Annotated in this window: 23 protein-coding genes; 15 read left to right on the forward strand and 8 right to left on the reverse strand. The window is 58.9% G+C overall.

Annotated features, from left to right (window positions below; all coding sequences use genetic code 11):
* Nucleotides 1-96 precede the first annotated feature (96 nt).
* Together FE702_RS15065 and FE702_RS15070 are read right to left on the reverse strand one after the other, a co-directional pair.
* Nucleotides 97-765, reverse strand: coding sequence for a ChrR family anti-sigma-E factor (locus FE702_RS15065; RefSeq protein WP_147127147.1), 669 nt, complete (start codon nt 763-765; stop codon nt 97-99).
* Nucleotides 766-770: 5 nt separating this feature from the next.
* Complete coding sequence (locus FE702_RS15070; RefSeq protein WP_147127460.1) at nt 771-1,277, reverse strand: sigma-70 family RNA polymerase sigma factor; 507 nt, start codon at nt 1,275-1,277, stop codon at nt 771-773.
* 282 nt (nt 1,278-1,559) lie between these two features.
* Between FE702_RS15070 and FE702_RS15075 the strand changes: the two genes are divergently transcribed.
* From FE702_RS15075 to FE702_RS15095, 5 genes are read left to right on the forward strand one after another with little or no spacing between them, the layout of a single operon-like run.
* Nucleotides 1,560-2,855: an NAD(P)/FAD-dependent oxidoreductase gene (locus FE702_RS15075; protein WP_147127148.1), complete on the forward strand. Its 1,296-nt coding sequence runs from the start codon at nt 1,560-1,562 to the stop codon at nt 2,853-2,855.
* Nucleotides 2,855-3,610, forward strand: coding sequence for a DUF1365 domain-containing protein (locus tag FE702_RS15080; RefSeq protein ID WP_147127149.1), 756 nt, complete (start codon nt 2,855-2,857; stop codon nt 3,608-3,610). The genes FE702_RS15075 and FE702_RS15080 overlap by 1 nt, the downstream gene beginning before the upstream one ends.
* Nucleotides 3,610-4,851, forward strand: a complete 1,242-nt coding sequence (locus tag FE702_RS15085; protein WP_147127150.1) for an MFS transporter — start codon at nt 3,610-3,612, stop codon at nt 4,849-4,851. Before FE702_RS15080 ends, FE702_RS15085 begins: the two co-directional genes overlap by 1 nt.
* An 8-nt stretch (nt 4,852-4,859) precedes the next feature.
* Complete coding sequence (locus FE702_RS15090) at nt 4,860-5,414, forward strand: DUF3833 domain-containing protein (RefSeq protein WP_430303254.1); 555 nt, start codon at nt 4,860-4,862, stop codon at nt 5,412-5,414.
* A 2-nt stretch (nt 5,415-5,416) separates the two neighbouring features.
* Nucleotides 5,417-6,151 (forward strand): SDR family NAD(P)-dependent oxidoreductase, encoded by a 735-nt coding sequence (locus tag FE702_RS15095; RefSeq protein WP_147127152.1) that lies wholly within the window; start codon nt 5,417-5,419, stop codon nt 6,149-6,151.
* Here FE702_RS15095 and FE702_RS15100 read toward each other — a convergent pair.
* From FE702_RS15100 to FE702_RS15110, 3 genes are read right to left on the reverse strand one after another with little or no spacing between them, the layout of a single operon-like run.
* The gene (locus FE702_RS15100) at nt 6,148-7,200 is read right to left on the reverse strand and encodes a saccharopine dehydrogenase (protein ID WP_147127153.1); all 1,053 of its coding nucleotides are present in this window, start codon (nt 7,198-7,200) and stop codon (nt 6,148-6,150) included. The genes FE702_RS15095 and FE702_RS15100 overlap by 4 nt on opposite strands.
* Nucleotides 7,197-7,796, reverse strand: a complete 600-nt coding sequence (locus FE702_RS15105; RefSeq protein ID WP_147127154.1) for a glutathione S-transferase family protein — start codon at nt 7,794-7,796, stop codon at nt 7,197-7,199. The genes FE702_RS15100 and FE702_RS15105 overlap by 4 nt, the downstream gene beginning before the upstream one ends.
* A 9-nt stretch (nt 7,797-7,805) precedes the next feature.
* Nucleotides 7,806-8,450 carry a histidine phosphatase family protein gene (locus FE702_RS15110; protein ID WP_147127155.1) on the reverse strand — a complete coding sequence of 215 codons (645 nt, stop codon included), beginning with the start codon at nt 8,448-8,450 and terminating at the stop codon, nt 7,806-7,808.
* A gap of 229 nt (nt 8,451-8,679) precedes the next feature.
* On the opposite strand from FE702_RS15110, the gene fdhF reads away from it, so the two are divergent.
* Complete coding sequence (fdhF, locus tag FE702_RS15115) at nt 8,680-11,442, forward strand: formate dehydrogenase subunit alpha (protein WP_147127156.1); 2,763 nt, start codon at nt 8,680-8,682, stop codon at nt 11,440-11,442.
* A gap of 23 nt (nt 11,443-11,465) precedes the next feature.
* Here fdhF and FE702_RS15120 read toward each other — a convergent pair whose 3' ends face one another.
* Nucleotides 11,466-12,509, reverse strand: coding sequence for a metallophosphoesterase family protein (locus FE702_RS15120; protein WP_147127157.1), 1,044 nt, complete (start codon nt 12,507-12,509; stop codon nt 11,466-11,468).
* A gap of 90 nt (nt 12,510-12,599) precedes the next feature.
* Complete coding sequence (locus FE702_RS15125) at nt 12,600-13,829, reverse strand: PAS-domain containing protein (protein WP_147127158.1); 1,230 nt, start codon at nt 13,827-13,829, stop codon at nt 12,600-12,602.
* 72 nt (nt 13,830-13,901) lie between these two features.
* Between FE702_RS15125 and FE702_RS15130 the strand changes: the two genes are divergently transcribed.
* The 8 genes from FE702_RS15130 (at nt 13,902) to FE702_RS15165 (ending at nt 23,179) form a co-directional block, all read left to right on the forward strand.
* Entirely contained in the window at nt 13,902-15,929 is a 2,028-nt protein-coding gene (locus tag FE702_RS15130) for an AMP-binding protein (protein WP_147127159.1), read from the forward strand.
* A gap of 96 nt (nt 15,930-16,025) precedes the next feature.
* Nucleotides 16,026-16,844 carry an ABC transporter ATP-binding protein gene (locus FE702_RS15135; RefSeq protein ID WP_147127160.1) on the forward strand — a complete coding sequence of 273 codons (819 nt, stop codon included), beginning with the start codon at nt 16,026-16,028 and terminating at the stop codon, nt 16,842-16,844.
* A gap of 30 nt (nt 16,845-16,874) precedes the next feature.
* Nucleotides 16,875-17,447, forward strand: a complete 573-nt coding sequence (locus FE702_RS15140) for a hypothetical protein (protein ID WP_147127161.1) — start codon at nt 16,875-16,877, stop codon at nt 17,445-17,447.
* Nucleotides 17,448-17,450: 3 nt separating this feature from the next.
* The gene (locus tag FE702_RS15145) at nt 17,451-18,446 is read left to right on the forward strand and encodes a branched-chain amino acid ABC transporter permease (protein ID WP_147127162.1); all 996 of its coding nucleotides are present in this window, start codon (nt 17,451-17,453) and stop codon (nt 18,444-18,446) included.
* Nucleotides 18,447-18,575: 129 nt separating this feature from the next.
* A complete protein-coding gene (locus tag FE702_RS15150; protein ID WP_147127163.1) occupies nt 18,576-19,652 on the forward strand; it encodes a branched-chain amino acid ABC transporter permease in 1,077 nt (358 codons plus the stop codon).
* 144 nt (nt 19,653-19,796) lie between these two features.
* Entirely contained in the window at nt 19,797-21,077 is a 1,281-nt protein-coding gene (locus FE702_RS15155) for an ABC transporter substrate-binding protein (protein WP_147127164.1), read from the forward strand.
* Between the two features lie 245 nt (nt 21,078-21,322).
* Nucleotides 21,323-22,147 (forward strand): ABC transporter ATP-binding protein, encoded by an 825-nt coding sequence (locus tag FE702_RS15160; RefSeq protein WP_147127165.1) that lies wholly within the window; start codon nt 21,323-21,325, stop codon nt 22,145-22,147.
* Nucleotides 22,148-22,210: 63 nt separating this feature from the next.
* Complete coding sequence (locus FE702_RS15165; protein WP_147127166.1) at nt 22,211-23,179, forward strand: NADPH:quinone reductase; 969 nt, start codon at nt 22,211-22,213, stop codon at nt 23,177-23,179.
* Here FE702_RS15165 and FE702_RS15170 read toward each other — a convergent pair.
* Nucleotides 23,176-24,024 (reverse strand): hypothetical protein, encoded by an 849-nt coding sequence (locus FE702_RS15170; protein WP_147127167.1) that lies wholly within the window; start codon nt 24,022-24,024, stop codon nt 23,176-23,178. The genes FE702_RS15165 and FE702_RS15170 overlap by 4 nt on opposite strands.
* Before the next feature lie 155 nt (nt 24,025-24,179).
* Between FE702_RS15170 and FE702_RS15175 the strand changes: the two genes are divergently transcribed.
* Complete coding sequence (locus FE702_RS15175) at nt 24,180-25,379, forward strand: phenylacetate--CoA ligase family protein (protein ID WP_147127168.1); 1,200 nt, start codon at nt 24,180-24,182, stop codon at nt 25,377-25,379.
* The last annotated feature ends 45 nt before the right edge of the window (nt 25,380-25,424 follow it).

The raw sequence follows: 25,424 nt of genomic DNA on the forward strand, positions 1-25,424 counted from the left end.
CATATGACGTAGGGTAAAGATGGGAAAAGCCACGAAAAAGGGCCGTCAGAAACGATCTGCGGCCCCTTGGATGCGTGTTTATGGATCACATCCGTGTCAGATACGCAGGAACGGCTGTGCCACCCGTGGGATCAACTGGTTGAACTTCAGCGGCGCATCGGTCGCCGCCAGACAGATGCAATCCTCACCGATGTCGGCGATCGGCGTGTGGTGAAGGTCCTCATTGGCGATCTCGATATCGCCTCTGGCAAACCGTTCGTCTTCATCCAGAAACGCACCTTGCAGCACCAGCGTCAATTCCGTGCCACGGTGACCGTGATCAGGAAGTTCGCATCCCGCAGGAATGTGCAGGAGACGCACGCTCGCATCCTTGGATGTTGGCAGGATCGCCTGACGCACGCCATTTCCGATCTTGCGCCATTTCACCTTCTCAAGGTCGCCCCCGACATAGTCTTGAAGCGGTTTGGGAAAGACCGATGGCGCAGGCTTTGCCACAAGTTGTGTCTTGATTGGGTCCTTGGGGCGTTCGCTGATCAGCTTCAGCGTCGCCTCTAGCGCGCCGTCTGACAACGACATCTCTTCGGCATCGTCCAATACCGCACCGCCCACGGCGTCGAATTCGTACATCCGAGCCCGGCAGGTGTCACAAATTGAGATATGCGTCGCGACTACCAGGCTGAACGCCTCTGGCAGCGTGCCAGCCGAGTAAGCCATGAGCAGTTCGTCGCTCAGGTGGTGTTCGATCTTATGTTTGACCGTATCCATGTCCGTCACCCCATAGCATGGCGCAGCCTTTCAAGCGCCAACCTAATCCGCGATTTGATCGTCCCAAGGGGAAGTCCTGTTTCAGCCGCTATTTCGGAATGGCTGAGGTCCCCGTAATAGGCCCGTTCGATCAAAATCCTCTGTTTCTCTGGCAGCTCGGAAATGGCCCGAGCCAGTTGTTCACTTTCTTCTTGGATCGCCATCGCGTCGGCCTGATCAGGCTCTTCGGTGGGACCCCATTCAAGGTCTTCCGGCTCTGGCCGTCTCTGTTTGCGAATGGCGTCGATTGTCCGGTTTCGAGCAATCGTAAAGATCCAGGTTGCCACGCTTGCGCGGGTTGGATCGAACATATGCGCCTTCGTCCACAGGGTGGCCATCACCTCTTGCGTACATTCCTCTGCAAGGCCGCTATCAGCCCCGTTCTTCATCAGGAAGGCTTTGACCCTAGGTGCAAAGTGACCAAAGAGCTCCGCGAATGCGGTCTGGTCCTGATGCACACTGATGCGTTCCATGTGAACGATCCAAGCACCCTGAGGTACCCGGGGTTTTATGTCTTCCTGCACGTTCACGTAGGTCTTGGTGTCAACTTCGTCAGTCAATTGGGTGACAGCACCATAAGACACTTGGTCTTGGAGCGCACCCGATTCCTGTTCCAAAGCCTGATTTGTGAACATGATGAGTATACGCCACAGATCAGAAAGTGGATCACGGTATACAAAACATTTTTTTTGTCATCCAACTGGTCGCCGGAACCGTAACAAAAACAAAGCGAAGATCGAGCAGGGGAAGACTGTATGCCGTTTGAAACCGGGTCTCATGGCCCAAAACGTATTGCCGTAATTGGTGGCGGCATCTCAGGAATGAGCGCTGCACACATGTTGTCCGGCGAAAATGCGGTTGTTTTGTTCGAATCCGAACGTCGCCTTGGTGGTCATGCCCGCACAGTTTTTGCAGGCAAAAATCCACAACCGGTCGATACCGGCTTTCTTGTCTTCAACTACCACAACTACCCCTATCTGACAGCTTTGTTCCACGAACTGGCCGTTCCGGTTGCCAAAAGTGACATGAGCTTTGGGTGTTCGATCAATGGTGGCTGGTTCGAATATGGCATCCTCGCCCGCTCGGCGATCTTTGCCCAGAAGCGCAACCTTCTGCGGCCCAAGTTTTGGGTGATGCTGCGCGACATGCTCAAGTTCGGCAATGAGGCGCGCTCGGTTGCCACAGACCCCGACATGACAATCGGCGAATTGATCGACACGATGGGCCTCAGCGATTGGTTTCGGGACTATTACCTGCTGCCGATGTCCGGCGCTATCTGGTCAACGCCCACCACCAAAATCACTGATTTCCCCGCCAAGGCGCTGGTTGATTTCTTCCACAACCACCGCCTGTTGTCTGACGGTACCCAGCATCAGTGGTACACGGTCGATGGTGGATCAATCGAATATGTGCGCCGTTTAGAAACACGGATGAAGCAGGCCGGTGTGGATGTCCGTCTGGGCGCAGCTATTCAGGGCGTGCGCCGGACGCCGATCGGTGTTGAAGTCCGCGCACTAAGCGGCGAATGGGAGCATTTCGACGAAGTGGTCTTTGCGACCCATTCCGATGACAGCCTTGCCATGCTGGCCGATCCCTCGGAGCAAGAGCATGCTGCATTGAACGCGGTAAAGTATCAGCCGAACGAAGGTGTGATGCATTCGGACGCGTCCGTTATGCCAAAACGCAAGGCAGTTTGGGCTGCGTGGAACTATACCGAGGCAGCGAACAAACAAAGCGATGTCATCGACCTGACATACTGGATCAATCGCCTGCAGAATATCGAGGGGCCGACGCAGTATTTTGTCACGCTCAACGCGCAGCAGCCGATCCGTGATGAGTTGGTTCACGACACTTACACGTTCCGCCATCCGGTCTTTGATGGCGCGGCGCTCGCCGCGCAAGAGCAGGTGCGCGCCTTCAATGGCACCAATCGCACGTGGTTTTGTGGGGCGTGGATGAAAAACGGCTTCCACGAAGACGGTATTTCAAGCGCCGTCGACGTCGTCCATGCGATGCAAATGGCAAACGCCGTGAAGGTGGCTGCCGAATAATGTCAGTCATCGATCATATCCCGGGCCAGACCTATCATGGACGGCGTGGCGCAACGAAGAATGCGTTCCGCTACTCGATTGACTATGTGTTGTGCGATGCAGAGGCACCTGTATCGGGGCCTTCGTTGTTTTCGCGCAATCGTCGCAATCTTGCCGCGCTGTTTGACAGCGACCACGGCGGCGCTCCGGGTCAGGGCCGGGGCGCACCTTGGGTACGCGAGGTGTTGCGCGCCCATGATCTGCCGGATCCGGCCAAGATCGAATTGCTGACCCAGCCTCGCTTTTGGAACCACGTTTTCAACCCCGTGTCATTCTGGCTCTGCCGGGACGCGGGCGGCGCGCTGCGTGTGGTGATCGCCGAGGTGACCAACACCTTTGGCGACCGGCATTCCTACCTGTGTTATCGCGATGATCTGACACCGCTGGAAAGGGATGTCGAAGTGCAGGCGACCAAGCTTATGCATGTGTCGCCCTTCCAGCCGGTCGAAGGCGGCTATTCGTTCCGATTTGACATTCAGGACGATCACATCGGGATTTGGATCGACTACAAGACCGGCAACAAAGGTCTGATCGCGACCCTGACTGGGCCTCGCCAGCCGATGAGCAATCTTGGTTTGATCAAAGCGGCCGTGCGTCGCCCATTGGGGTCGCGCCGCGTGCTGGGTCTCATCCATTGGCAGGCACTGAAATTGTGGTGGAAAGGTGCACAGTTCCGAAGCCGCCCGACACCCCCAGCAGATGAGATCAGCCGCTAATGTCGGCGAGCGTGACATGGCGCGGCGACAGACTGCCGGCCTACACGCTCTTTGGAGCAATCCTCGCCGCAGCGGGATTGCCGATCTATATTTATGCGCCGCCCTTTTATGCCGAGACCTACGGCGTCTCGCTGACCGGTATTGCGGCGGTGTTGTTCTGGCTTCGGCTATTCGACGCCGTTCAGGACCCGGCGCTGGGTTGGCTTTCCGAACGATTGGGCAACAGCCGCTCCTTGGCCGTCACCATTGGCTCAGCGATCCTTGCTGTGTCGATGATCGGTCTGTTCGCCGTCGAACCACCGTTCTGGCCGCTTGCATGGTTCGCTTTGACAATCACTGGATTGTTCAGCGCGTTCAGCTTTCTCAACATCAATTTCTACGCGCAGGGCGTAAACAAATCCGAGCGGATCAGCGGAGGTCATATCCGGCTGGCTGGCTGGCGCGAGGCCGGGGCGTTGATTGGTGTCTGTATCGCTGCCGTGGCACCTACTCTTTTGATGGGCCAGGTTGAGCAACCCTTTGCCGTCTTTGCTTTCGGTTTCGCCGTGGTCGTAGCATTTGCCGTGCTTGCCATGGCGCCCGAATGGTCGGCCCGGATCGAGGCAGAGGCCACGCCTATCAGCGCGATCCTCAAGGACTGGTTGGCGCGCCGTTTGCTGATCCTTGCGCTGATCAACGCGACGCCGCTGGCTGTGTCGTCGACCATGTTCATCTTCTATGTGGAAAGCAGACTTGAGGCCCCCGGCTGGGAAGGCCCGCTGCTGGTCTTGTTTTTCCTCGCCGGGGCTTGCGCCGCCCCCTTCTGGTCCAAGGCGGCGGGTCGGTTCGGGTTCAAGCCTGTTCTGCTCAGCGCCATGGTCACCGCGATCATCGCATTTGCTTTCACGCTCTTGTTGGGGCCGGGCGATCAGATGTGGTTCGCCATTGTCTGCGTGTTTTCAGGCGCGACGATTGGTGCCGACCTTGTGTTGATGCCCGCCCTGTTCAGCAAGCGCATGGCGACTATTTCTCCGAATGGGGGACAAGGATTTGGCCTGTGGTCCCTGACATCGAAATTCACGCTGGCCTTCGCGGCCATCGTGCTTCTTCCGCTTCTCGAAGCCTCGGGATTTGAAGCGGGGTCCGCAACACAACCTCCCGAGGCACTGGAACTTCTGACGATCCTTTACGCGCTGGTTCCCTGCGCTCTCAAACTTGGTGCGATTGCCATTTTGGCCCGCACTGACCTTAAGGAGGTCTGACGATGGAAATGATGTATGTTCTCGCGGGCGTTGCCATTGTGGCGGCTCTCAGCGTTGTTTGGGCCCGCTTCTGGAGCTTCAAGGCCCAAAAACCGGATGATTATGCGACCCAAGGTCCGCAATTCGACATCCGGCAACACCTCAAGGGGCCGATCCTTTGTGAGGGCGTGATCTATGGACCAACTGGGCGCGTGACGTCGCGCTTTGTCGCTGACTTTGACGCCGAGTGGGACGGCAATGTCGGCGTGATGAAAGAGAAATTCCGCTACGACAGCGGCCGCGAGCAAGACCGAGAGTGGCGTCTGACGCTTGGGAATGACGGGTCAATCAAGGCTGATGCTGACGATCTTGTCGGCACCGGAGAGGGTCGTCAGGAGGGCAACGCCGTCCAGCTGAACTACAACATCAAGCTGCCGGACGAGAGCGGCGGTCATGTGCTGTCCACGACGGATTGGATGTATCTCGTCGAAAATGGAACCATCATGAACCGCTCGCAGTTTCGGAAATACGGAATCAAGGTGGCCGAGCTTGTGGCCACGATGCGACCAAAGGATATGCACTGATTATGACACGCGCCTGGGCGGGAAAACGGTATTGGCTGGTTGGGGCGTCCGAGGGCCTCGGACGATCTTTGGCCCATGTGATGAGCCGCGCAGGCGTCGAGGTCATCGTCTCGGCACGGTCCCAGGATCGGCTGGACGAACTGGTGGCCGAACTGCCGGGCAAAGCCGAGGCCGTCGCAGTGGATATCACCGATCAAGACAGCGTGGATCAGGCGAAAGAGGCCATCGGAGAGGTCGATGGGATCGTGTTCCTTGCAGGTGTCTACTGGCCGATGTCTTCGAAAAAGTGGGACGTGGAAAAGGCCACCGCGATGGCAGACATCAACTTTGTCGGGGCCTTCCGGAGCCTTGGCGCAGTCATGCCGCAATTCTTGGAGCGCGGCACCGGCCATGTCGTTCTGACAGGCTCATTGTCCGGCTTCCGTGGCTTGCCAAAAACGGTGGGCTACGGTGCGACCAAGGCGGGCATCATGTACCTTGCCGAAGGTATGCATGCCGATTTGCGCAACACTGATATCGACGTCCAGGTCGTGAACCCGGGCTTCATCAAGACGCGACTGACCGACAAGAATGACTTCAAGATGCCATTCATCATGGAGCCGGAAGAGGCCGCGCAGCTGTTCTTTGAACACATGGGAACCGACACGTTCAAACGCAGCTTTCCGCGCGCGTTTTCGTATTTCTTCCGTCTCAGTCAGTTCCTGCCGGATTGGCTCTATTACCGGATCTTCGCCTAACGCGTGGCGATATGTCGGTCGAACGTCGCCTTCGCGCGGCCCCAGACGCCAGCATCGATGTCAGACAAAGCTGCCAGATGCGGCAAAAGCTGACCGGCAAAGTCTTCGGAGCTTTCGACCGGCAGCATTGAGGGCAAGTTGTCGATTGCCGTGACATCCAGCACAGGCGTGTCATGCACGCGCAGAGCAGGAGCGTCCCACGTGGTGACGGTGTCATAGACCTTGATCGGTGAGAAATCGCTCGTCGGGTCGCAGGCTATGTCGCCAATGACGCTCAATTTGCGCGGCGCGACTTTGGCCGAAGCCGGAACAAATACCGGCGTACCGGGACGCGCCAGTATACAATTCAGGAAAATGTCGTGCGCCAGCACCTCTGGAAACGGGCCGCCGCTGGCCGTTTCTGCCATATCCCATCGGGTCGGCGCTATGCCCATATGGGTGCAAAGATCCGCCGCCCCAGTACCGACACGGCCTAAGGCACCGATGATCAGCGCAGAAGGACGCGTGAACAGACCCGAAAGGTCAGCCTGCAGATCAGCCAGCAACGCTGTCGAACTGTCATAGCTGCCCACAGGTCCGCAAATGCCGCCACGCTGCGCGTCGGCCCAGCACTTTAGGGCAACCGCTGCTCCTGCATAGCCAGCCCAATAGCCGAACGCTGCGACCCGTCGTCCGTCTGGGTCGACAAGATATTCCAGATCAAAAAGCGTGCCGCCGCCTGCCTTGAACCTATTGAGCAGACGCAAACCGTCTGGCTGTCCCTTATAGGCGTGGCCGAACATGATGTGCCGATGGATCAAGGGCGTGCCATCATCCGGCAACTCCTTAAGCCCAAATATGATCGCGTCGCGCGGGGCTTCGCGCCAGCTACCCGGGGCAGCTATCTCGGCGCCCGTAGCGTGATAGGCTGTGTTTGGTATCGCACGAGCTGGGCTGTCTTCCACGGTGACCTTAAGCCCCGCATCCATCAGCGAACGCACGCCTTCAGGCGTGATGCCGACGCGCGCCTCGTTCTCGCGCTCTTCGGCGCGGACCCAAAGATGCGTCATGTGAACCATCCTTCGGATTTGGCTTTCTGCACGGACGGGCGCGCATTCATGGCGGCGATAAAGGCGGTGAGTTTTGGAAAGGCCGAGACGTCAACGCCGTCCCCTTCCAGCCAAGTGCAAACCGTAAACAGGTAAGGGTCAGCAAGTGTCAGGGTGTCACCCATGACCAGAGGGCCGGCAATTTTGCTTTCGACATAGGCGCAGCTGGCTGTCATCGTTTCTGGCACCTTGGCGGTCATGTCAGCATGGCTCTCGGCCTTGTCCGCCCAGCGGTGGCCGCGCATTTTGTGGGCGTGGTTCACATGCATGGTGCTGGCCAGATAGGTCATCATCTCACGCATGCGGGCAGCGTCCCATGGGTCCTGCGGGATCAAATGAGGCGCGATGTATTCGAGGATTGCAATCGTCTCGGTCAGGATACCGTGATCGGTGATCAGCGCCGGGACGCGGCCCTTTGGGTTCACCTTGGCAAAGGCCGGTTTGGTCTGCTCGCCACTGGCGAAATCCACGCGGATTGGCTCGACCGTAACGCCGGCCTCTTCACAGGTGATCAGGGATGCAAGCGCGATGGTATTCGGGGCGTAGTAAATCTGCATCTTGGCCTCCTAGTAATGGGTCCGCGCGTATTGGCGGTCCGGCGGATCAAGATGCGGAGTGCAATTAAACCCGGCAAGGATCGCGCCTTCTGGCCTCACCGCAACGCGCGTGACCGATGTATTGAAGATCGGCAGCAGAATATGCGCCATGCGTTTGGGGTCGAGAGCCAGAAGATGTCGTAACACCATTCCAATCACACCGCCGGAGGTAACACACAGGATTCTGCGGCCCGGCTGCTGCGCCTCTTGCAAGACGCTGGCGACGCGAGACTCGAATTCGGCAAAGGTTTCCTGTCCTTTGATTTCCGCCTTGTGCCAGGCTTCCATCACCAGCGGCACATGTGATGGGAAACCATTGGCATCCGGCTGTGGCACGCCATGGGCATCCTCAAGCGCCTTTGACAGGTTGAAATAATCCAGCTCGTTCAGGCGTGGGTCCAACTCATCCGGTTGAAACTTCATGGCCGCCGCCGTGGCCTGATGCCGTTGAAGGGTTCCGGACAGGATACGGTCAAACGGCGCATCGAAGCTGCGCAGGTACTCACCAAGCCACGCCGCCTGTTCGGCGCCCAGATCAGACAGGCGGTCGTAGCTTTCTTCGTCTGTGGCCGCCGAATTGGCCTGACCGTGCCGCACCAGATAAATCTCGCCCATGAAATCGCCCCCTTTTGTCTGAAGTGTTCGAACAGGAAATGGCGCGCGCCGCAACGAAAGAAACCTTCTGGGGCGCGACACAGGCTGTGACCGGATGTGGCGCATAGGAAACCTGCGATGGTCCAGATCGTGTCGCGCGGCGCATTTGGTCCGTGCGTCGTCGCAAAGGTGGACTCAGACCTGTCCCCGGCTGTGGTTTATCATGCGGCCAAAGGTGGGAGGTCCGCACATGTCCGACGTCATTCGTTTTACGCTCGATGGGAAGGCAGTCGAAGCGCAGCCTGGTCAAACGATCTGGGAGGTTGCGAAGGGTGGTGGTCTGATCATTCCGCATTTGTGCCACAAGGATCAGGTTGGCTACCGCTCGGATGGCAACTGCCGGGCTTGCATGGTGGAGATTGAGGGCGAGCGGACGCTGGCCGCGTCGTGCATTCGGACGCCAACCGATGGCATGGTTGTGACAACGGACAGCAACCGGGCCGAGACAGCGCGCAAGATGGTCATGGAGATGCTGGTGGCTGACCAGCCGGAGCGTGAAGTGGCCCACGACAAGTCCTCTCATCTTTGGGACATGGCCGAAGGGCAGGGCGTAAGCGAAAGCCGTTTCCCCAAGCTGGAAGAGGGCCGCATCCCGCTTTTGGATGACAGCCACGTGGCGATGTCAGTGAACCTCGATGCCTGTATCCAGTGTGGTCTGTGCGTGCGCGCCTGTCGCGAGGTGCAGGTCAATGATGTGATCGGCATGTCGGGTCGTGGCCACGACGCCTATCCGACTTTTGACTTCGCCGATCCGATGGGGGCCTCGACCTGTGTGGCCTGCGGCGAATGCGTGCAGGCGTGCCCGACCGGCGCGCTGATGCCTGCGACGGTCACCCCCGGCGACGCGGCGGGCGACAGCAAGGACTATGACAAAGAAGTCGACAGCGTTTGCCCGTTCTGCGGCGTCGGCTGTCAGGTGTCGCTCAAGGTCAAGGACGGCAAGGTCAAGTATGTCGAGGGCATCAATGGCCCCGCCAACGAAGGCCGCCTCTGTGTCAAAGGCCGCTTTGGCTTTGACTATATCCACCACCCGCATCGCCTGACAAAACCTCTGATCCGCCGTGAAGACGCGCCTGCGAAGGGCTTGAACGTCGATCCCGGGAATTGGCAGCAGTTTTTCCGCGAGGCGTCTTGGGACGAGGCGCTGGATGCCGCAGCAGGTGGTCTGAAAGGGCGCGGACGTGAGGTGGCCGGGTTTGGCTCGGCCAAATGTACCAACGAAGAGGCGTACCTTTTCCAGAAGTTCATCCGTCAGGGCTTTGGGCACAACAATGTCGACCACTGCACGCGTCTGTGCCACGCGTCCTCCGTTGCGGCGCTGATCGAAAACGTGGGTTCCGGCGCGGTGACCGCGACGTTTAACGAGATCAAGAATGCCGATGTGGCGATCGTGATTGGTGCCAACCCGATCGAGAACCACCCCGTAGCAGCGACGTACTTCAAACAGTTCACCAAGCGCGGCGGCAAGCTGATCGTCATGGACCCGCGCGGTCAGGCGCTCAAACGCTTTGCGTCCCACATGCTGCAGTTCCGCCCGGGTGCGGACGTGTCGATGCTGAACGCGATCATGCATGTGATCGTGGAAGAGGGGCTTTACGACCAGCAGTACATCGAGGCCTACACCGAGAACTGGGAGGCCGAGAAAGCGCATCTCAAGGACTTCTCCCCCGAGAAGATGTCCGAGATCTGCGGCATTGATCCTGAGACCTTGCGCGCGGTGGCCCGAGATTTTGCCACGGCCAAGGCGGGCATGATCTTTTGGGGTATGGGCGTCAGCCAGCATATCCACGGCACCGACAACTCGCGCTGCCTGATCAGCCTTGCGCTGATGACGGGCCATGTGGGGCGTCCGGGCACCGGCCTGCATCCGTTGCGAGGGCAAAACAACGTGCAGGGTGCCTCTGACGCGGGTCTGATCCCGATGTTCCTGCCGGATTATCAAAGCGTGATGAGCGATGATGTCCGCAGTGCCTTTACCTCGGTCTGGGGCTCTGACGACTTCAGCAATGAAAAGGGCCTGACGGTCACCGAGATCATGGATGACGTCCACGCAGGCAACATCAAGGCGATGTATATCCTGGGTGAAAACCCGGCGATGTCGGACCCAGATGTGGAACATGCCCGCGACGCTCTGGCCAAGCTCGACCACCTTGTGGTGCAGGACATCTTTATCACCGAAACGGCCAACTACGCCGATGTGATCCTGCCTGCCTCCGCGCTGTACGAGAAGTCCGGCACGGTCTCGAACACCAACCGTCAGGTGCAGATGGTGCGCCCGGCGGTGGCGCCTCCCGGCGAGGCCAAGGAAGACTGGTGGATCGAGGTCGAGCTTGCCAAACGCTGCGGTCTGAACTGGACCTACACGCACCCGTCCGAGGTGTTTGCCGAGATGGCGCTCAACATGAAATCGCTCAACAACATCACGTGGGAACGTCTGTCGAAAGAGGCGGTGACTTACCCATCGCTCGCCCCTGATGATCCGGGACAAGCCGTGGTGTTTGGTGATGGGTTCCCCCGTCCGGACGGTCGGGCACGCTTTACGCCTGCCAACGTGATTGCGCCCGATGACACGCCGGATGCGGACTATCCGATGATCATGACAACGGGTCGCCAGCTCGAACACTGGCACACGGGCTCGATGACTCGCCGGGCCAGTGTGCTTGATGCGGTAGAGCCTGAGGCGAACTGCTCGCTGCACCCGTCGACGCTGCGCAACCTCGGTGTCGAGCCGGGCGAGATGATCCGCCTGACGACCAAACGCGGCAGCATCGAGATCATGGCCCGCGCCGACCGCGCCGTGTCACCCGACATGGTTTTTGTACCCTTCGCCTACGTCGAGGCTGCGGCGAACATTCTGACCAACCCCGCGCTCGACCCTTACGGCAAAATCCCAGAGTTCAAGTTCTCAGCCGTCAGAGTCGAAAAGATCTCTGATCAGATTGCGGCGGAGTGATCCGCCGCAACATGGGTGACCGATCAACTGGCCCAGTTGAACGAAAAGGTGTCCATCGGTTCAATCGGTACTGACCCGTATTGAACATCAGCGGCTGTAAAGCTGCCCGAAATCGTCTTGGCTGTCGCATCCACTACCAGCGACACGGCACCATAGGCATTGTCCGTTCCAAAAAGGAGTTTGGACCCATTGCCGCCACAATACTTGTTGACCGGTGATGTCCCCACGCCGCCGCTGCCAACGACAAGCACGGGATAGGGTCCCTGAATACGCTGGTAGTTATGGGCGTGCCCGCAGATCACAAGGTCCGGATTGCGACCGCCCGCCATCGCGATGCCTGCCGCGATTGCCGATCGCACACGCCAGTTGTTTGATCCGTCCCAGCAATAGGGCGGATAGTGCACAGCGATGATCAGGGCCTTGCCCTTGTCCGCCTGCTGCATCTCTTGGCCTAGCCATTTGGTTTGATTGGGCGAAATGTAGTCAGACGTGGCCGCCATTGCGATGATCGTCGCCACTGGTGTGTTCACAACGTAATGGAACCCTGGAAGGTTCATGACACTGCGTCCGAGCGGGTCGGGCAAACTGGGCGTGAACCCCGGAACGCAAAATGTCTGTTTGAACGACGCCAAATGGTCGCCGTAGTAGTCATGGTTGCCCGGGATCGCGAGGATGTAGTTCCGGTAAGAGGCAAAGGCATCGTAAAACTCGTCGTGGTAGTAGTCTATATCGCCATGGGGATAGATGACGTCGCCGGTGTGCATGCAAAAGCACGGCGTCTCTGGCTGGTTCGGGGCGGCCTTGCGCTGTGTTTCCATAGTGTGAACGACAGCGGCGCGTTTGCGCGGGCCACCATTGTGGTGGCTGTCATTTCCTGAGTCCCCGACGACATGAAAAGCCATTTTGTTCGACGTCTTGATCGCGTCGGCCTGTTCGGTCGTCAGCAGCTGCATGATGTCGTAATGCAAATCGCTCGGGTTGCCTGCATGGGCGGGTACATGCGGTGGCAGCGGTCTGCCCATGGCGGCAAATTCAACCTCGGGCGAGTGTTGGATTTCTTCTGGCATAACGACACCCTTTTGGATCAATGTGATCCAAGCAGTAAGCCGCTTTTGGATAGGCTTGGCTGTGTCAGAGGACACACATGCTTTCAGCACTCATTGCCAATGCACATCACCGACAAAGATGTATCCGGCTCCGTATACCGTCCGCAGCATCTGTGGTGATCGCGGATCGTCGCCAAGTTTCTTGCGAAGCCGCGAGATCCTGACATCCAGCCTGCGCGACGCGCCATCAGCGTCTGATTGAACCAAGTCTTCACGGCGCAACACGTCGTTGGGCCGTGACAGAAAGCGGGATAAAAGCTCAGCCTCGCTTATCGAAAGCTGCGTCGCGCGCCCATCAGGCGCAATCAGTTGCAAGGCCTTCAGGTTTGCGACCCAACCATGAAAAGTGGCGACCGACATGTCCTGCGTTGCGGGCTGAAGGCCGCTGTCACTCAGACTGATATCCATCGACAGCACGTAAACACCGCGTACCGTGTCGGTGGCATCCGCATCGGGGGTAAATGCCGCGCGGATTTTACGGCCATCTTCCGGAACCTCGAATTCAACGACTTTCGGCTCCCCCGCATAGGCGGACTGCAGGGCAGGAGTGATCGTCTCGTAGATGCTATCCCCCAAAATCGCGCGCGCCGTGTGCCCAATTATGTCATCGGACCCGTTTGCGGCCATGAGCGGAAGACGGCGGTTGGAATAGGTGTAGACCTCGCGCCGATTGAGACGTGCGATGTGCGCGGGCGTCGTTTCTGCGGCCAGTCGGACACGCGCCTCTGCGGCCTCAAGGTGTTGTTGGGTTTCGTGCAGGCGATTGATCGTGGCTTCCAGCGCGCGGTTGGTGCGGGCCAGTTCCTCGGATCGATCCAGCAAATCATCCGACAATTCGTCAGATCGCGCGCGCCAAAGCGCCTCTTGTTCCTTGATCTGGGAAATGTCGGTGTAGACCGTGACCCAGCCCCCTTGGCGCAACGGACCACCCTCGACCGAGATCCAGCTCCCATCCGGCCGCTGGCGTTCAACATAGTGCGGTTCAAAAGCGCGCGCTTGCTCCAGCCGCGCTTCGATATAGGTCTTAAGATCACCAACGGGTCCATACTCACCGCGCGCTGTCAAAAACTCTAGCGTTTCCTCAAAGGTCGCGCCGGGCTGGCTGAAGCGCTCTGGAAGGTCGAACATGACGCCGAACCTGCGATTGGCAAAGATCAGGCGCAGGTCCTCGCTATAGATCGTCAGCGCTTGCTGGATCATGTTCAGACCCGATCGCAGAAGGACGGAGGTGTCACGGGACCCGTGCAGGGCGTGGGCAGACGGTAGTGTAATCGTATCCATTGAAAGGTTTTGTTACATTGTAAAAAGAGTCATGCAAGAATTGACAGGGAGTCCTTCAATCTCGCAGGCTTCATGAAACGGGAATCAAATCCCGTCGAACACGTCGAAAACGACGGTTTGGGAGGAATAGCATTGTCAGACGTTTCAACCCCGGGTTCGGGGCTTGTCTCTGTGCCTGCGCTTCTTGCGCGGAACGTTCGTGAATTCGGCGCGAGCGCGGCCTATCGCGAGAAAGAATTCGGCATCTGGCAGGCATGGACCTGGGCAGAAGCCGCTGATGAGATTGAGGCTTTGGCGCTTGGTCTGATGACGCTGGGCATCAATCCGGGGGACCATGTGGCCATCGTTGGCCGCAACCGTCCGCATCTCTATTGGTCGATGGTGGCCGTTCAGATGACGGGCGCAGTCCCTGTGCCGATCTATCAGGACGCCGTGGGTGAAGAGATCGCCTATGTGCTCGACCACTGCAAAGCGCGCTTCATCATCGCGGGCGATCAGGAGCAGGTCGACAAGGTGCTTGAGGTCGGTGACCGCCTGCAAGGGCTGGATCACATGGTCTATCTCGATGCGCGTGGGATGCGGAAATACGACCACGCGAAGCTGACCCAATATCAAGTGCTACAGGACAAGGGCCGCAAGGAGGGCGACAAAGCCGCGTTGAAGGCCCGCACCGATGCGCTGACCTATGATAGCACCTGTGTGATGCTCTACACCTCCGGGACGACAGGCAAGCCCAAGGGCGTCGTCCTGTCGAACCGCAATATCATTGAAACCTCCAAGAACTCTGCCGATTTCGACGGCCTGCGCGCGGGCGATGAGGTGCTGGCCTACTTGCCGATGGCTTGGGTGGGTGACTTTATCTTTTCCATCGGTCAGGCGTATTGGGCCGGGTTCTGCGTGAACTGTCCCGAAAGCGCAGAGACCGTGATGCACGACCTGCGCGAGATCGGGCCGACCTATTACTTCGCCCCACCGCGCGTGTTCGAGACGCAGCTGACCAACGTCATGATCCGGATGGAGGATGCGGGCCGCGTGAAGCGGTGGTTGTTCAACACCTTCATGGAGCACGCCAAAAAGGTCGGGCCGCAATTGCTGGACGGCAAACCCGTCAGCGCGATGGGGCGGTTCAAATATTGGCTGGGCAATCTGTTTGTCTACGGACCGCTGAAGAACACGCTGGGTTTTAGCCGGGTGCGTGTTGGTTACACTGCGGGTGAGGCGATCGGGCCGGAGATCTTTGATTTCTACCGGGCGATGGGGATCAACCTGAAGCAGCTTTACGGTCAGACCGAAGCGTCAGTGTTCATCACCCAACAAAAAGACAACGAGGTCCGCCCAGATACCGTCGGCACGCCGACACCTGGAGTGGAATTGAAGATCGCGGACAACGGCGAAGTGTTCTACCGCTCCCCGGGAGTGTTCGTTGAGTATTACAACAACGCTGAAAGCACGGCTGGCACCAAGGACAGCGAAGGCTGGGTAGCTACAGGTGACGCGGGTTTCCTCGAGCCCGATACTGGCCATCTGCGGATCATCGACCGCGCCAAGGATGTGGGCAAGATGGCGGATGGGTCGCTCTTTGCGCCGAAATACGTTGAGAACAAGCTCAAGTTCTTCCCCAACATCCTTGAGGCTGTGGTGTTCGGCAATGCGCGCGACCGCTGCGTGGCGTTTATCAACATCGATTTGACGGCGGTCGGGAACTGGGCCGAGCGGAACAACATCGCCTACGCGTCCTATCAGGAATTGTCGCAGCATCCGCAGGTGCTTGAGACGATCCGGAGCCATGTGGAAGAGGTGAATCGGTCCGTCGCCGAGGATGAAATGCTGAGCGGGTGTCAGGTTCATAGGTTCCTTGTCCTGCACAAGGAACTCGACGCAGACGATGGTGAGATGACGCGGACACGGAAGGTTCGCCGCCGGATCGTCGAAGAGAAGTTCGATGATCTGATCACCGGGCTCTATGACGGGGCCGCGCAGGTCAGCACAGAGACGGAAGTGACCTATGAAGACGGGCGCAAAGGGTCGATCAAAGCCACGCTGAAGCTGATGGATGCCGCAACAGTCCCCGTGGGGACGATGAAAGTGGCGGCGGAATGATGGCGGGACGACGTGCGACTTCGGCGACACCCCGCCCACCATCCCTAGATGCCTCCGGCGGGAGTATTTTGGGAAACATAGAAGGACTGCGGCAGGATGCTTGATCAGACAGACAGCTACGTGACTGCCGATGGGCGCACCATTGGTGGTGTGATGATGGAGATGAAAAACATCACCCTGCGCTTTGGTGGGGTGGTGGCGATCAAGGATATCTCCTTTGACATCCGCGAGGGGGAGATCCGGGCGATTATCGGGCCGAACGGGGCTGGTAAGTCGTCGATGCTGAACGTGATTTCTGGGTTTTATCGCCCGCAAGAGGGGGAGGTCTGGTTCCGGGGGAAACCGCGGCCTCAGATGAAACCCTATCAGGTCGCGCAGCAGGGGATTGCGCGGACATTTCAGAACATTGCGTTGTTTGAGGGGATGACGGTTCTGGATAACGTCATGACCGGGCGTTTGAACCATATGAAGACCGGGATGCTGGGTCAGGCCCTCTGGTGGGGTAAGGCCGAGCGCGAAGAGTCTGAGAACCGCGAAGCCGTTGAACGCATTATTGATTTTCTGGAAATCCAGTCGATCCGCAAAACGCCCGTGGGTCGGTTGCCCTATGGTCTGAAGAAGAGGGTCGAACTGGCGCGGGCGCTGGCGGCAGAGCCGAAGCTGCTGCTGCTGGATGAGCCGATGGCGGGCATGAACGTTGAGGAGAAAGAGGACATGAGCCGCTTTATCCTGGATGTGAATGATGAGTTTGGGACCACGATTGCGTTGATCGAACACGACATGGGCGTGGTGATGGACCTGTCCGACCGCGTGGTCGTGATGGATTACGGCAAGAAGATTGGCGACGGCACGCCGGACGAAGTGCGCAGCAATCAGCAGGTCATCGACGCCTATCTGGGTGTGTCGCATGATTGATCTGTTGGCCGAAATGTGGGGGCTCAGCGCATGATCCTGATTGCGATCCTTGCCTCGGTGGGTGTGGCCATTGCCATGGCTGTCGAGATGTCGCCTGTCATGGAAGAGTCGGTTGCCGCACCTGCGCCAACTGAACAGGTCGCACCTGCCGCGGATGGGCTGGGCGCGCGCTATCCCGATTTCGTCGCTGGTTTGCAGGATTGTCTGGATCATCTGACGCTGCGCGAGGCAGCGGACCTAACGCAACGCGGCGTGAAGCTGGGCAATGACAGCGAAAGCTACGCAATCATGTATCCGGCAGTGAAACAGCCGCATGATTTCGTCGTGTCGGTCACCAGCGTGAATGGCGACTATTCCTGTTCAGGGCAGGGGCCGACGTCGATGCCGACCAATCAGATTGAGGCGGAACTTGGGGCACTGACCGACGTGGTCGCCGCCTATGGCATGGCGCAGCTGAACTTTCCTGCCCCAACGACGGCATTTGCCGATTGTGAGAACGACGTGGGCATTCTGTTCACCGACAGCGCCGGGACCTTGGTCTTTGCCGGTTTCGCGGGACAGAACGCCACCACCTATTGCACCGCCTTTGGCGTGAAGGAGTAAGAGATGTCTGCAGATTTTCTCTTTGGCATAGAAGTGATCATCAACGGGCTGATGGCGGGGGTGCTTTATGCGCTCGTGGCGCTTGGGTTCGTGCTGATCTACAAGGCCTCTGGCATTTTCAATTATGCGCAGGGGGTTATGGCGCTCTTTGCGGCGCTGACGCTCGTTGGGATCATGGAGGGGCAGGTGCCCTTTAGCCATCTGATCAACGCCATCTTCGGGACCGAAGTCCACCACTTTGGCTGGCACGTGAATGCCTTTGTCGGGATCATCCTGACGATGGTGGTGATGGTTGCGCTGGCCTGGGCGGTTCAGGTGGTGATTTTCAAACATCTGGTGAACCAAGAGCCGATCATCCTGTTCATGGCGACCATCGGTCTGGCCTATTTCCTGGAAGGTATGGGCGACCTGATGTGGGGCTCCGAGATCAAGAAATTGGATGTCGGCATTCCGCAGGGCGGGTCGTTCTGGATCGAAGAGAATACGGCGTTCCTGGGTGGGGACGACTTCTTTGGGTTCTTCATCGACCGGCTGGATATGGTGGCGGCGGGTGTCGCACTGATCCTCGTCCTCGCGCTGGTAGCGTTCAGCCAATACACCAAGCAAGGCCGCGCGATGCGGGCTGTGGCCGATGATCACCAGGCTGCGCTGTCGGTTGGTATTTCGCTGAATTTCATCTGGGTGCTGGTGTGGTCTCTGGCGGGCTTTGTCGCGCTAGTGGCGGGTGTCATGTGGGGGGCGAAATCGGGCGTGCAGTTTTCGCTGTCACTGATTGCTTTGAAGGCTTTGCCGGTGCTGATGCTGGGCGGATTTACGTCGATCCCCGGGGCGATTGTCGGCGGGTTGATTATCGGGGTGGGCGAGAAGCTGTTTGAGTTTCTCATTGGCCCGATGATCGGTGGCGCGACGGAAAACTGGTTTGCCTACATGCTGGCGCTCGTCTTCCTCGTCTTCCGCCCGCAGGGCATGTTTGGGGAGAAGATCATTGAACGGGTTTAGTGTGATGCGCTTTGAAGCAGCCTTGAGCTCGGTGGGAACCACCGGGCCGCGCCCGACCGCCTCCACGGGCGGGCGCTTTACGCCCACCCTCGGTCGGGCACTTCCCTTATCTCTGCAGGAGGCGCTCTGATGTTCTATCGTGAGGCTGGAGACTTCAAAGTCTCTTACAAGGATGACAGCCAGACCTTTCCAATCGCCTTTGATCGGTTCCGCTACTACGCGGTCATTGCGGTTGCGTTTCTGATCATCCCGTTTGTCATCAATGACTACTGGGCGAATGCAGTGTTCGTGCCGTTTTTGATCTATGCGATTGCGGCGATTGGGTTGAATATCCTGACGGGATACTGCGGGCAGGTGTCGCTGGGCACAGGCGGCTTTATGGCTTGCGGCGCCTATGCGTGTTACAAGCTGATGACGGCCTTTCCCGACGTGAACATCATGATACACGTGCTGATTTCCGGCGGGATCACGGCGGCAGTTGTGACGCTGTTTGGTCTGCCGTCGCTGCGGATCAAGGGTTTTTACCTCGCTGTTGCGACGCTTGCGGCGCAGTTCTTCCTGATCTGGCTCTTCAACAAGGTGTCGTGGTTCTACAATTACTCGGCCTCAGGTCAGATCAACGCGCCGGACCGTTTTGTGGCGGGCGTGCAGGTCACGGGGCCAGAGACCGAAGCCTGGGCGAAATACTTGATCTGTCTGGTCTTTGTCGTGGGCTGTGCGTGGCTGGCGCGGAACCTGACGCGGGGGTCCGTGGGGCGCAAATGGATGGCCATTCGCGACATGGATATTGCAGCGGAAATCATCGGGGTGAACCCGCTGACCACCAAGCTGAGCGCCTTTGCGATCTCGGGTTTCTTCGTGGGCATCTCGGGCGCGCTGTTCTTTGCGGTTTATCTGGGGTCGGCAGAGGCAGGCGACAGCTTTGGCATCACCAAGTCGTTCCTCGTGCTCTTTATGATCATCATCGGGGGGCTTGGGTCGATATTCGGGTCCTTTGCCGGGGCGGCGTTCATGGTTCTGCTGCCCGTTCTTCTGAAAAACGTGCTGGTAGGTGGTCTTGGCTGGGACACGGCGCTTGCGGCGCATTTGGAATTTGTCATCGTGGGGGGGCTGATCGTGTTTTTCCTGATCGTGGAACCGCACGGTTTGGCGCGGCTCTGGCTGTTGACGAAGGAGAAGCTGCGGCTTTGGCCGTTCCCGCATTGATATGCGCGGCGCAGTCCCGGACTTGATCCGGGGCCTCCGCCCTCAAAACACGAGGTCCCGGATCAAGTCCGGGACTGCGTAGCGACAAGACCGAAACGAATTTCGGCACACAACAAAACGAATAGACCTTTTGGGAGGAAGACTATGAAGAAACTTATGACGACATCGGTTCTGGCGATGATGGTCGCGGGCCCCGTTGCGGCGGACCTCGTGTTCCCGTCGCTGAGCTACCGGACTGGTCCGTTTGCTGCGGGCGGCATTCCATTTGCGGATGGCTATGCCGATTACTTCACGCTGCTGAACGAGCGTGACGGCGGCATCGGCGGTGTTATGGCCAACGTCATCGAATGCGAGACGGCTTATAACACCGAAAAAGGCGTGGAATGCTACGAGTCCACCAAGGACCAAGGCGCGCTGGTTTATCAACCTCTCTCGACGGGCATCACCTATCAGCTGATCCCGAAAGCCGAGGCGGATGGTATCCCGCTTCACACCATGGGCTATGGCCGGACATCGGCCAAGAATGGCACAGTGTTCCGTCACACCTTCAACTACCCTGTGAACTACTGGGATGGCGCGTCGGTTGGCGTGCAGCACTTCCTCGATCAGTCCGGTGGCTCGCTCGAAGGCAAGAAGATCACGTTGCTGCACTTTAACGGTGCCTATGGCAAAGAGCCGATCCCAACGCTCGAGGCGCTGTCGGAGAAGCATGGGTTTGAGCTGAACACCATCGCGATTGACTATCCCGGTCAGGAGCAGAAATCGCAGTGGCTGCAAATCCGCCGTGAGCGTCCTGATTATGTCCTGTTCTGGGGCTGGGGTGTGATGAACCAGGTGGCCGTGCAAGAGGCCGCGAACATCCGGTTCCCTATGGAGAACTTCATGGGCATCTGGTGGTCTGGTTCGGAAAACGACGTGATCCCAGCGGGTGATGCGGCGACCGGTTACAAGGCGCTGGCGTTCCACAATGTGGGCACCGATTACCCGATCTTTGACGACATTCAGCAATACGTCGTGGATGCGGGCAAAGCGGCTGGTGCTGGCGATCAGATCGGCACGGTTCTCTATAACCGTGGCATGTATGCAGCCTTCCTTGCGGCCGAAGCGGCAAAGGATGCGCAAGCCGCCAGCGGCCAAGCGGAAATCACGCCGGCAGCGATGCGCGACGCGATGGAAGCGCTGGAAATCACTGCTGCCGAAATGGAAGCCGCAGGCATTCCGAACTTTGGCCCGGAATTCGCGGTGTCTTGCGAAAACCACGGCGGTGACGGTCTGGCCGGTGTTGCACAGTGGGATGCATCCGCGGGTACCTGGAGCCTGATCGATGACTTCCGTCCTGCAGATGCAGATGTGGTTGGCCCATTGATCATGGCGGACTCAATGGCGTTTGCCGAAGAAAACGGCATCACGCCGGGCTGTTCGTAAGAGCACTTAGGGCGGTCCTGTTTGGGCCGCCCTTTCCCATGCTTTGACGTGCGGATGGTAGGAGCGGAGCGCCAAGCCCGACCTCGGGTGGGCGTTTCCACGGTGCTTCAGCGTCATCACTTCTAAGCATGGATGCCGGTCGTGCTGCGGGCGGCATCAACGAAAGCCCTCCCGGGGGGGAGGTCGGGCTTGGCGCTTCGCGCCGGGCAGTGCGACCACCGCCCCGCCCAGAATGGAGATGTGAGTTGCTGGACGGAGCCAAGGTCGAAGAGACCCTACTTGAGGTCAACAATATCGAGGTGATCTACAATCACGTGATCCTCGTGCTGAAAGGCGTGTCGCTTAGCGTGCCGAAAGGCGGGATCACCGCGCTATTGGGGGGTAACGGCGCGGGCAAGACAACGACGCTGAAGGCCGTGTCGAACCTGCTGCATTCCGAACGCGGTGAGGTCACCAAAGGCAGTATCGAATATCGCGGTCGCCGGGTGCAGGATCTGACGCCGTCAGACCTTGTGAAGATGGGCGTCGTTCAGGTCATGGAGGGGCGTCATTGCTTTGAGCATCTGACCGTCGAAGAAAACCTGATGACCGGAGCCTATACGCGCCGCGATGGGGCTGGTGCCGTCGCCGCCGATCTCGAGATGGTCTACAACTATTTCCCGCGCCTGAAAGAGCGCCGCAAATCGCAGGCGGGTTACACATCAGGCGGTGAACAGCAGATGTGTGCCATTGGACGCGCGCTGATGTCCAAGCCTGAAACGATCCTGTTGGATGAACCTTCGATGGGTCTTGCGCCGCAGTTGGTCGAAGAGATTTTCGGTATCGTAAAGGACCTCAATGAGAAGGAAGGCGTGTCTTTTCTTTTGGCTGAGCAGAACACCAACGTTGCTCTGCGCTTTGCCCATTACGGTTACATTCTGGAAAACGGGCGGGTGGTGATGGACGGGCCTGCTGCCGACCTGCGCGAAAACCCGGATGTGAAGGAATTCTATCTGGGTGTCAGCGAAGAGGGGCGGAAGTCGTTTCGGGATGTGCGCAGCTACCGCCGTCGCAAGCGGTGGTTGTCGTAGGAGTGGGGGCCAGCCCCCACACCCCCGGAGTGTTTTTGGAAAGATGAAGGACAGAGGTCCGCGATGAAGGCCGCGTTTTACGAAGGCTTTGGCCCGGCTCAGGAGGTTCTGCGGATTGGTGACGTGGCAACACCTGATCCGGGGCCCGGTGAGGTCTTGGTTCGGCTCCGCGCATCCGGGGTCAATCCATCCGACGTGAAGCTGCGCGCCGGGGCGCGGCCGGGGGCTGTGATGGCCTATCCACGTGTCATTCCGCATTCGGACGGGGCAGGAGAGATTGCAGCCGTTGGAGAGGGTGTTGATCGGGCGGTGGGCGCGCGGGTCTGGGTTTGGAATGCAAATTGGCAGCGCGCCTTCGGGACGTCGGCAGACTATGTCTGTTTGCCGTCAGAGCAGGTTGTGGAATTGCCGGACGGGGTATCATTTGCCGCTGGGGCCTGTCTGGGTATTCCGGCGATGACGGCGGCTTATGCATTGGACGGGGTCATAGCGGGGCAAACCGTTCTGGTCACCGGTGGCGCGGGGGCTGTGGGACGCTATGCCTGCCAGATGGCGGCTTTGATGGGTGCGCGGGTGATCACGACCGTTTCATCAAAGGACAAGGCGGCGCATTCGGGCTGCGAAGAGTGGATCAATTACCGCGAGGCAGATGTGTCGGCGGCGGTGATGGATATGACCAACGGAGACGGGATCGACCGGATCGTCGACGTCGATTTCGCGGCAAATCAGGACGTGGCCGTTGCCTGTCTGAGGCCCGGCGGGACCGTTTCAAGCTACGCAAGTGCCAGCGTCGTGACTCCGGAATTGCAGTTCTACCCGCTCATGTTCAAGGACATCACCTTGAGGATGTTGATTGTCTATCAGCTGACCGGAACTCGGCGCGCGCCGGTGCAGGAAAGACTGCAAGGTTGGCTCCGTGACGGTGCTCTGAGCCATGCGCCAGTTACAAGTGGCGGGCTCGAAGCAATTGCAGCCGCCCATGATCTGGTGGCGGCTGGCGACAAGCTGGGCACCGTGGTGCTGGAGGTCTAATCCTGATGCGCGGCTTTGAGTTCTCCCAACCGTTCGATCGCCGCGTCGCGGGTGTTGCGAATGTTGGGACGGGTGCCGCGCGATTCCATGCGCAGACGAATGTCGGTTTCCGTTTCGGCATCAGGGGCGTAGCGGACGACGCCGAGGGCATATTGCCGTTCCATCTGAGCTTTGCGCTGGTCGTAGGCGACCCATGCGCCGCTTTGGATGCGCATGCCGGTGTAGTTGATCAGGAACCACCATTTTCGGCCCGTGGCGCGGATGGCTTCCTCCATCCAGTTGAAGATGTCGTTGACGTCGCGCGAGTGCGCGAAGTCGATCCCCGAGAGGTCAATGTCGAAGCGGCCTTCGCTAGGGCGGAAGGTCAGGCGGCGGGTGAAGGTGGCCTTGCGATAGTTCGGCGTGTGAACGATGCGCTCGCGACGCGTCGATTTTCGCGCGCGGATAGCTGCGCGGGCGCTCTCCCAGTCGGAAAAGAGGGTTTTGTCTTCGGCTTCAGTGCCTGCGTCGCGGGCGATGCGTCGGGCTGTGACCTCGGAGGTGTCGACATGGACCGTGGCCATGGAATGGGCGGCGTGGGTTTCCTTGCCCCGGCGGGTATAGGCGAACCAAGCCTCTTGCCAGACCCGGTAGTCAGACACGTTAGTGATGAAGAACCAGCGGTCTTCGCCAGTATCAGCGATGCGCGCCTCAAGCCGGTCATAGAAGGCATTGGCGTCGTCAGAGGATTTGAAGACCAGCCCCGTCAGGTCGAGTTCGATGGTCTCAGTCGGTTCGACGATGCGGATGCGCGCGTCGAGTTGATCCGGGGTGAAGCCGTCCGATGGGGAGTTGGAAGAGGTCATGTGCGCCGAACTCGGGTTTGGAATGCACCGGCATACTTAGCGCGCTCAGTCGGCGATTGCCCACAGGAAGGATTGTCGCCCCGTCCCCGTTTGGCGCGCAACGGAATTTTGCACAGACAGGCCGGGGCGCAGTCCCGGAGAAAGTTGAGACGGTCATGACGTATTTTGATGCCCTCGAAACCCGCAGCAGTGATGAACGGCAGGCCGCGCAGCTGGGTCAGTTGAACGACATTCTCAGGCGTCTTTCCAGTCACGAGGGATCCTGCCTGCCGGATGTCGGGACCGTTGCGGATATGTCCGGATTGGCGACGTTACCCGTGTTGCGCAAATCCGAGTTGAGCGGGTGGCAGAAGGACACTCCGCCGTTCGGTGGGATGCTGGTGGGTGATATCCAACATGTGTTTCAAAGCCCTGGCCCGATCTATGAGCCCGGTGGCGTCAGCCATGATTGGTGGCGTTTTGGACGGTATCTGCATGCGCTGGGCATCGGCGCAGATGACATCGTGCAGAACTGTTTCGGGTATCACCTGACGCCTGCGGGGATGATGTTTGAAAACGGCGCGCGCGCGGTCGGAGCCAAGGTGTTGCCTGCTGGGACCGGCCAGACAGAGTTGCAGGTGCAGGCGGCAGCGGCGATCGCAACAACGGCCTATGCGGGGACGCCAGACTATTTGAAGGTCATTCTTGAAAAGGCTGACGAACTGGGCGTGCCGTTGAAGTTTGACAAGGCGGCTGTTTCAGGGGGCGCGCTCTTTCCGCAGCTTCGCAGCTATTACGAGGATCGCGGCATCACCTGTCGCCAGTGTTATGCGACGGCTGATCTGGGTCATGTTGCCTATGAGACACCTGCCATGGAAGGCATGGTGATCGATGAAGGCGTGATCGTCGAGATCGTGACGCCGGGCACGGGCGATCCGCTGCCTGTGGGCGAAGTCGGCGAGGTGGTGGTCACATCGCTGAACCCAGACTATCCGTTGGTGCGTTTTGCGACCGGGGATATGAGCGCCATGATGCCCGGACAAAGCCCATGTGGCCGGACGAACATGCGCATCAAGGGATGGATGGGTCGCGCAGACCAGACCACCAAGATCAAGGGAATGTTCGTGCGACCCGAGCAGGTTGCCGCGCTGGTCGCTAAGCACCCCGAGGTGACGCGCGCCCGCGTCGTGGCGACGCGTAACGGCGATCAGGACGCCATGACTGTCCGCATCGAAGGCGAAGAGGCGGCACAGGACGCCTATGCCGCCAGCATCGTGGATGTGCTCAAACTCAAAGCCACCGTGGAGGTGGTTGCCGCAGGCAGCCTGCCAACAGACGGCGTGTTGATAGAGGATCAGCGCAACTACGACGCCTGAATACTCTCGCTATTGGATAGCAGCGTGGTTTTGGGCCATGCTGGA

It is taken from the genome of Shimia ponticola, assembly GCF_007995215.1.
GTDB lineage: Bacteria > Pseudomonadota > Alphaproteobacteria > Rhodobacterales > Rhodobacteraceae > Shimia_B > Shimia_B ponticola.

What these genes read in the sequence shown, in the direction of transcription:
- FE702_RS15155 (WP_147127164.1), top strand. Translation starts at nt 19,797, where the DNA reads ATGAAGAAACTTATGACGACATCGGTTCTGGCGATGATGGTCGCGGGC.
- FE702_RS15130 (WP_147127159.1), top strand. Translation starts at nt 13,902, where the DNA reads ATGAAACGGGAATCAAATCCCGTCGAACACGTCGAAAACGACGGTTTG.
- FE702_RS15105 (WP_147127154.1), bottom strand. Translation starts at nt 7,796, where the DNA reads ATGCAGATTTACTACGCCCCGAATACCATCGCGCTTGCATCCCTGATC.
- FE702_RS15090 (WP_430303254.1), top strand. Translation starts at nt 4,860, where the DNA reads ATGATGTATGTTCTCGCGGGCGTTGCCATTGTGGCGGCTCTCAGCGTT.
- FE702_RS15070 (WP_147127460.1), bottom strand. Translation starts at nt 1,277, where the DNA reads ATGGAACGCATCAGTGTGCATCAGGACCAGACCGCATTCGCGGAGCTC.
- FE702_RS15135 (WP_147127160.1), top strand. Translation starts at nt 16,026, where the DNA reads ATGCTTGATCAGACAGACAGCTACGTGACTGCCGATGGGCGCACCATT.
- FE702_RS15095 (WP_147127152.1), top strand. Translation starts at nt 5,417, where the DNA reads ATGACACGCGCCTGGGCGGGAAAACGGTATTGGCTGGTTGGGGCGTCC.
- FE702_RS15175 (WP_147127168.1), top strand. Translation starts at nt 24,180, where the DNA reads ATGACGTATTTTGATGCCCTCGAAACCCGCAGCAGTGATGAACGGCAG.
- FE702_RS15075 (WP_147127148.1), top strand. Translation starts at nt 1,560, where the DNA reads ATGCCGTTTGAAACCGGGTCTCATGGCCCAAAACGTATTGCCGTAATT.
- FE702_RS15110 (WP_147127155.1), bottom strand. Translation starts at nt 8,450, where the DNA reads ATGGGCGAGATTTATCTGGTGCGGCACGGTCAGGCCAATTCGGCGGCC.
- fdhF (WP_147127156.1), top strand. Translation starts at nt 8,680, where the DNA reads ATGTCCGACGTCATTCGTTTTACGCTCGATGGGAAGGCAGTCGAAGCG.
- FE702_RS15170 (WP_147127167.1), bottom strand. Translation starts at nt 24,024, where the DNA reads ATGACCTCTTCCAACTCCCCATCGGACGGCTTCACCCCGGATCAACTC.
- FE702_RS15165 (WP_147127166.1), top strand. Translation starts at nt 22,211, where the DNA reads ATGAAGGCCGCGTTTTACGAAGGCTTTGGCCCGGCTCAGGAGGTTCTG.
- FE702_RS15085 (WP_147127150.1), top strand. Translation starts at nt 3,610, where the DNA reads ATGTCGGCGAGCGTGACATGGCGCGGCGACAGACTGCCGGCCTACACG.
- FE702_RS15120 (WP_147127157.1), bottom strand. Translation starts at nt 12,509, where the DNA reads ATGCCAGAAGAAATCCAACACTCGCCCGAGGTTGAATTTGCCGCCATG.
- FE702_RS15080 (WP_147127149.1), top strand. Translation starts at nt 2,855, where the DNA reads ATGTCAGTCATCGATCATATCCCGGGCCAGACCTATCATGGACGGCGT.
- FE702_RS15145 (WP_147127162.1), top strand. Translation starts at nt 17,451, where the DNA reads ATGTCTGCAGATTTTCTCTTTGGCATAGAAGTGATCATCAACGGGCTG.
- FE702_RS15100 (WP_147127153.1), bottom strand. Translation starts at nt 7,200, where the DNA reads ATGACGCATCTTTGGGTCCGCGCCGAAGAGCGCGAGAACGAGGCGCGC.
- FE702_RS15065 (WP_147127147.1), bottom strand. Translation starts at nt 765, where the DNA reads ATGGATACGGTCAAACATAAGATCGAACACCACCTGAGCGACGAACTG.
- FE702_RS15125 (WP_147127158.1), bottom strand. Translation starts at nt 13,829, where the DNA reads ATGGATACGATTACACTACCGTCTGCCCACGCCCTGCACGGGTCCCGT.
- FE702_RS15150 (WP_147127163.1), top strand. Translation starts at nt 18,576, where the DNA reads ATGTTCTATCGTGAGGCTGGAGACTTCAAAGTCTCTTACAAGGATGAC.
- FE702_RS15140 (WP_147127161.1), top strand. Translation starts at nt 16,875, where the DNA reads ATGATCCTGATTGCGATCCTTGCCTCGGTGGGTGTGGCCATTGCCATG.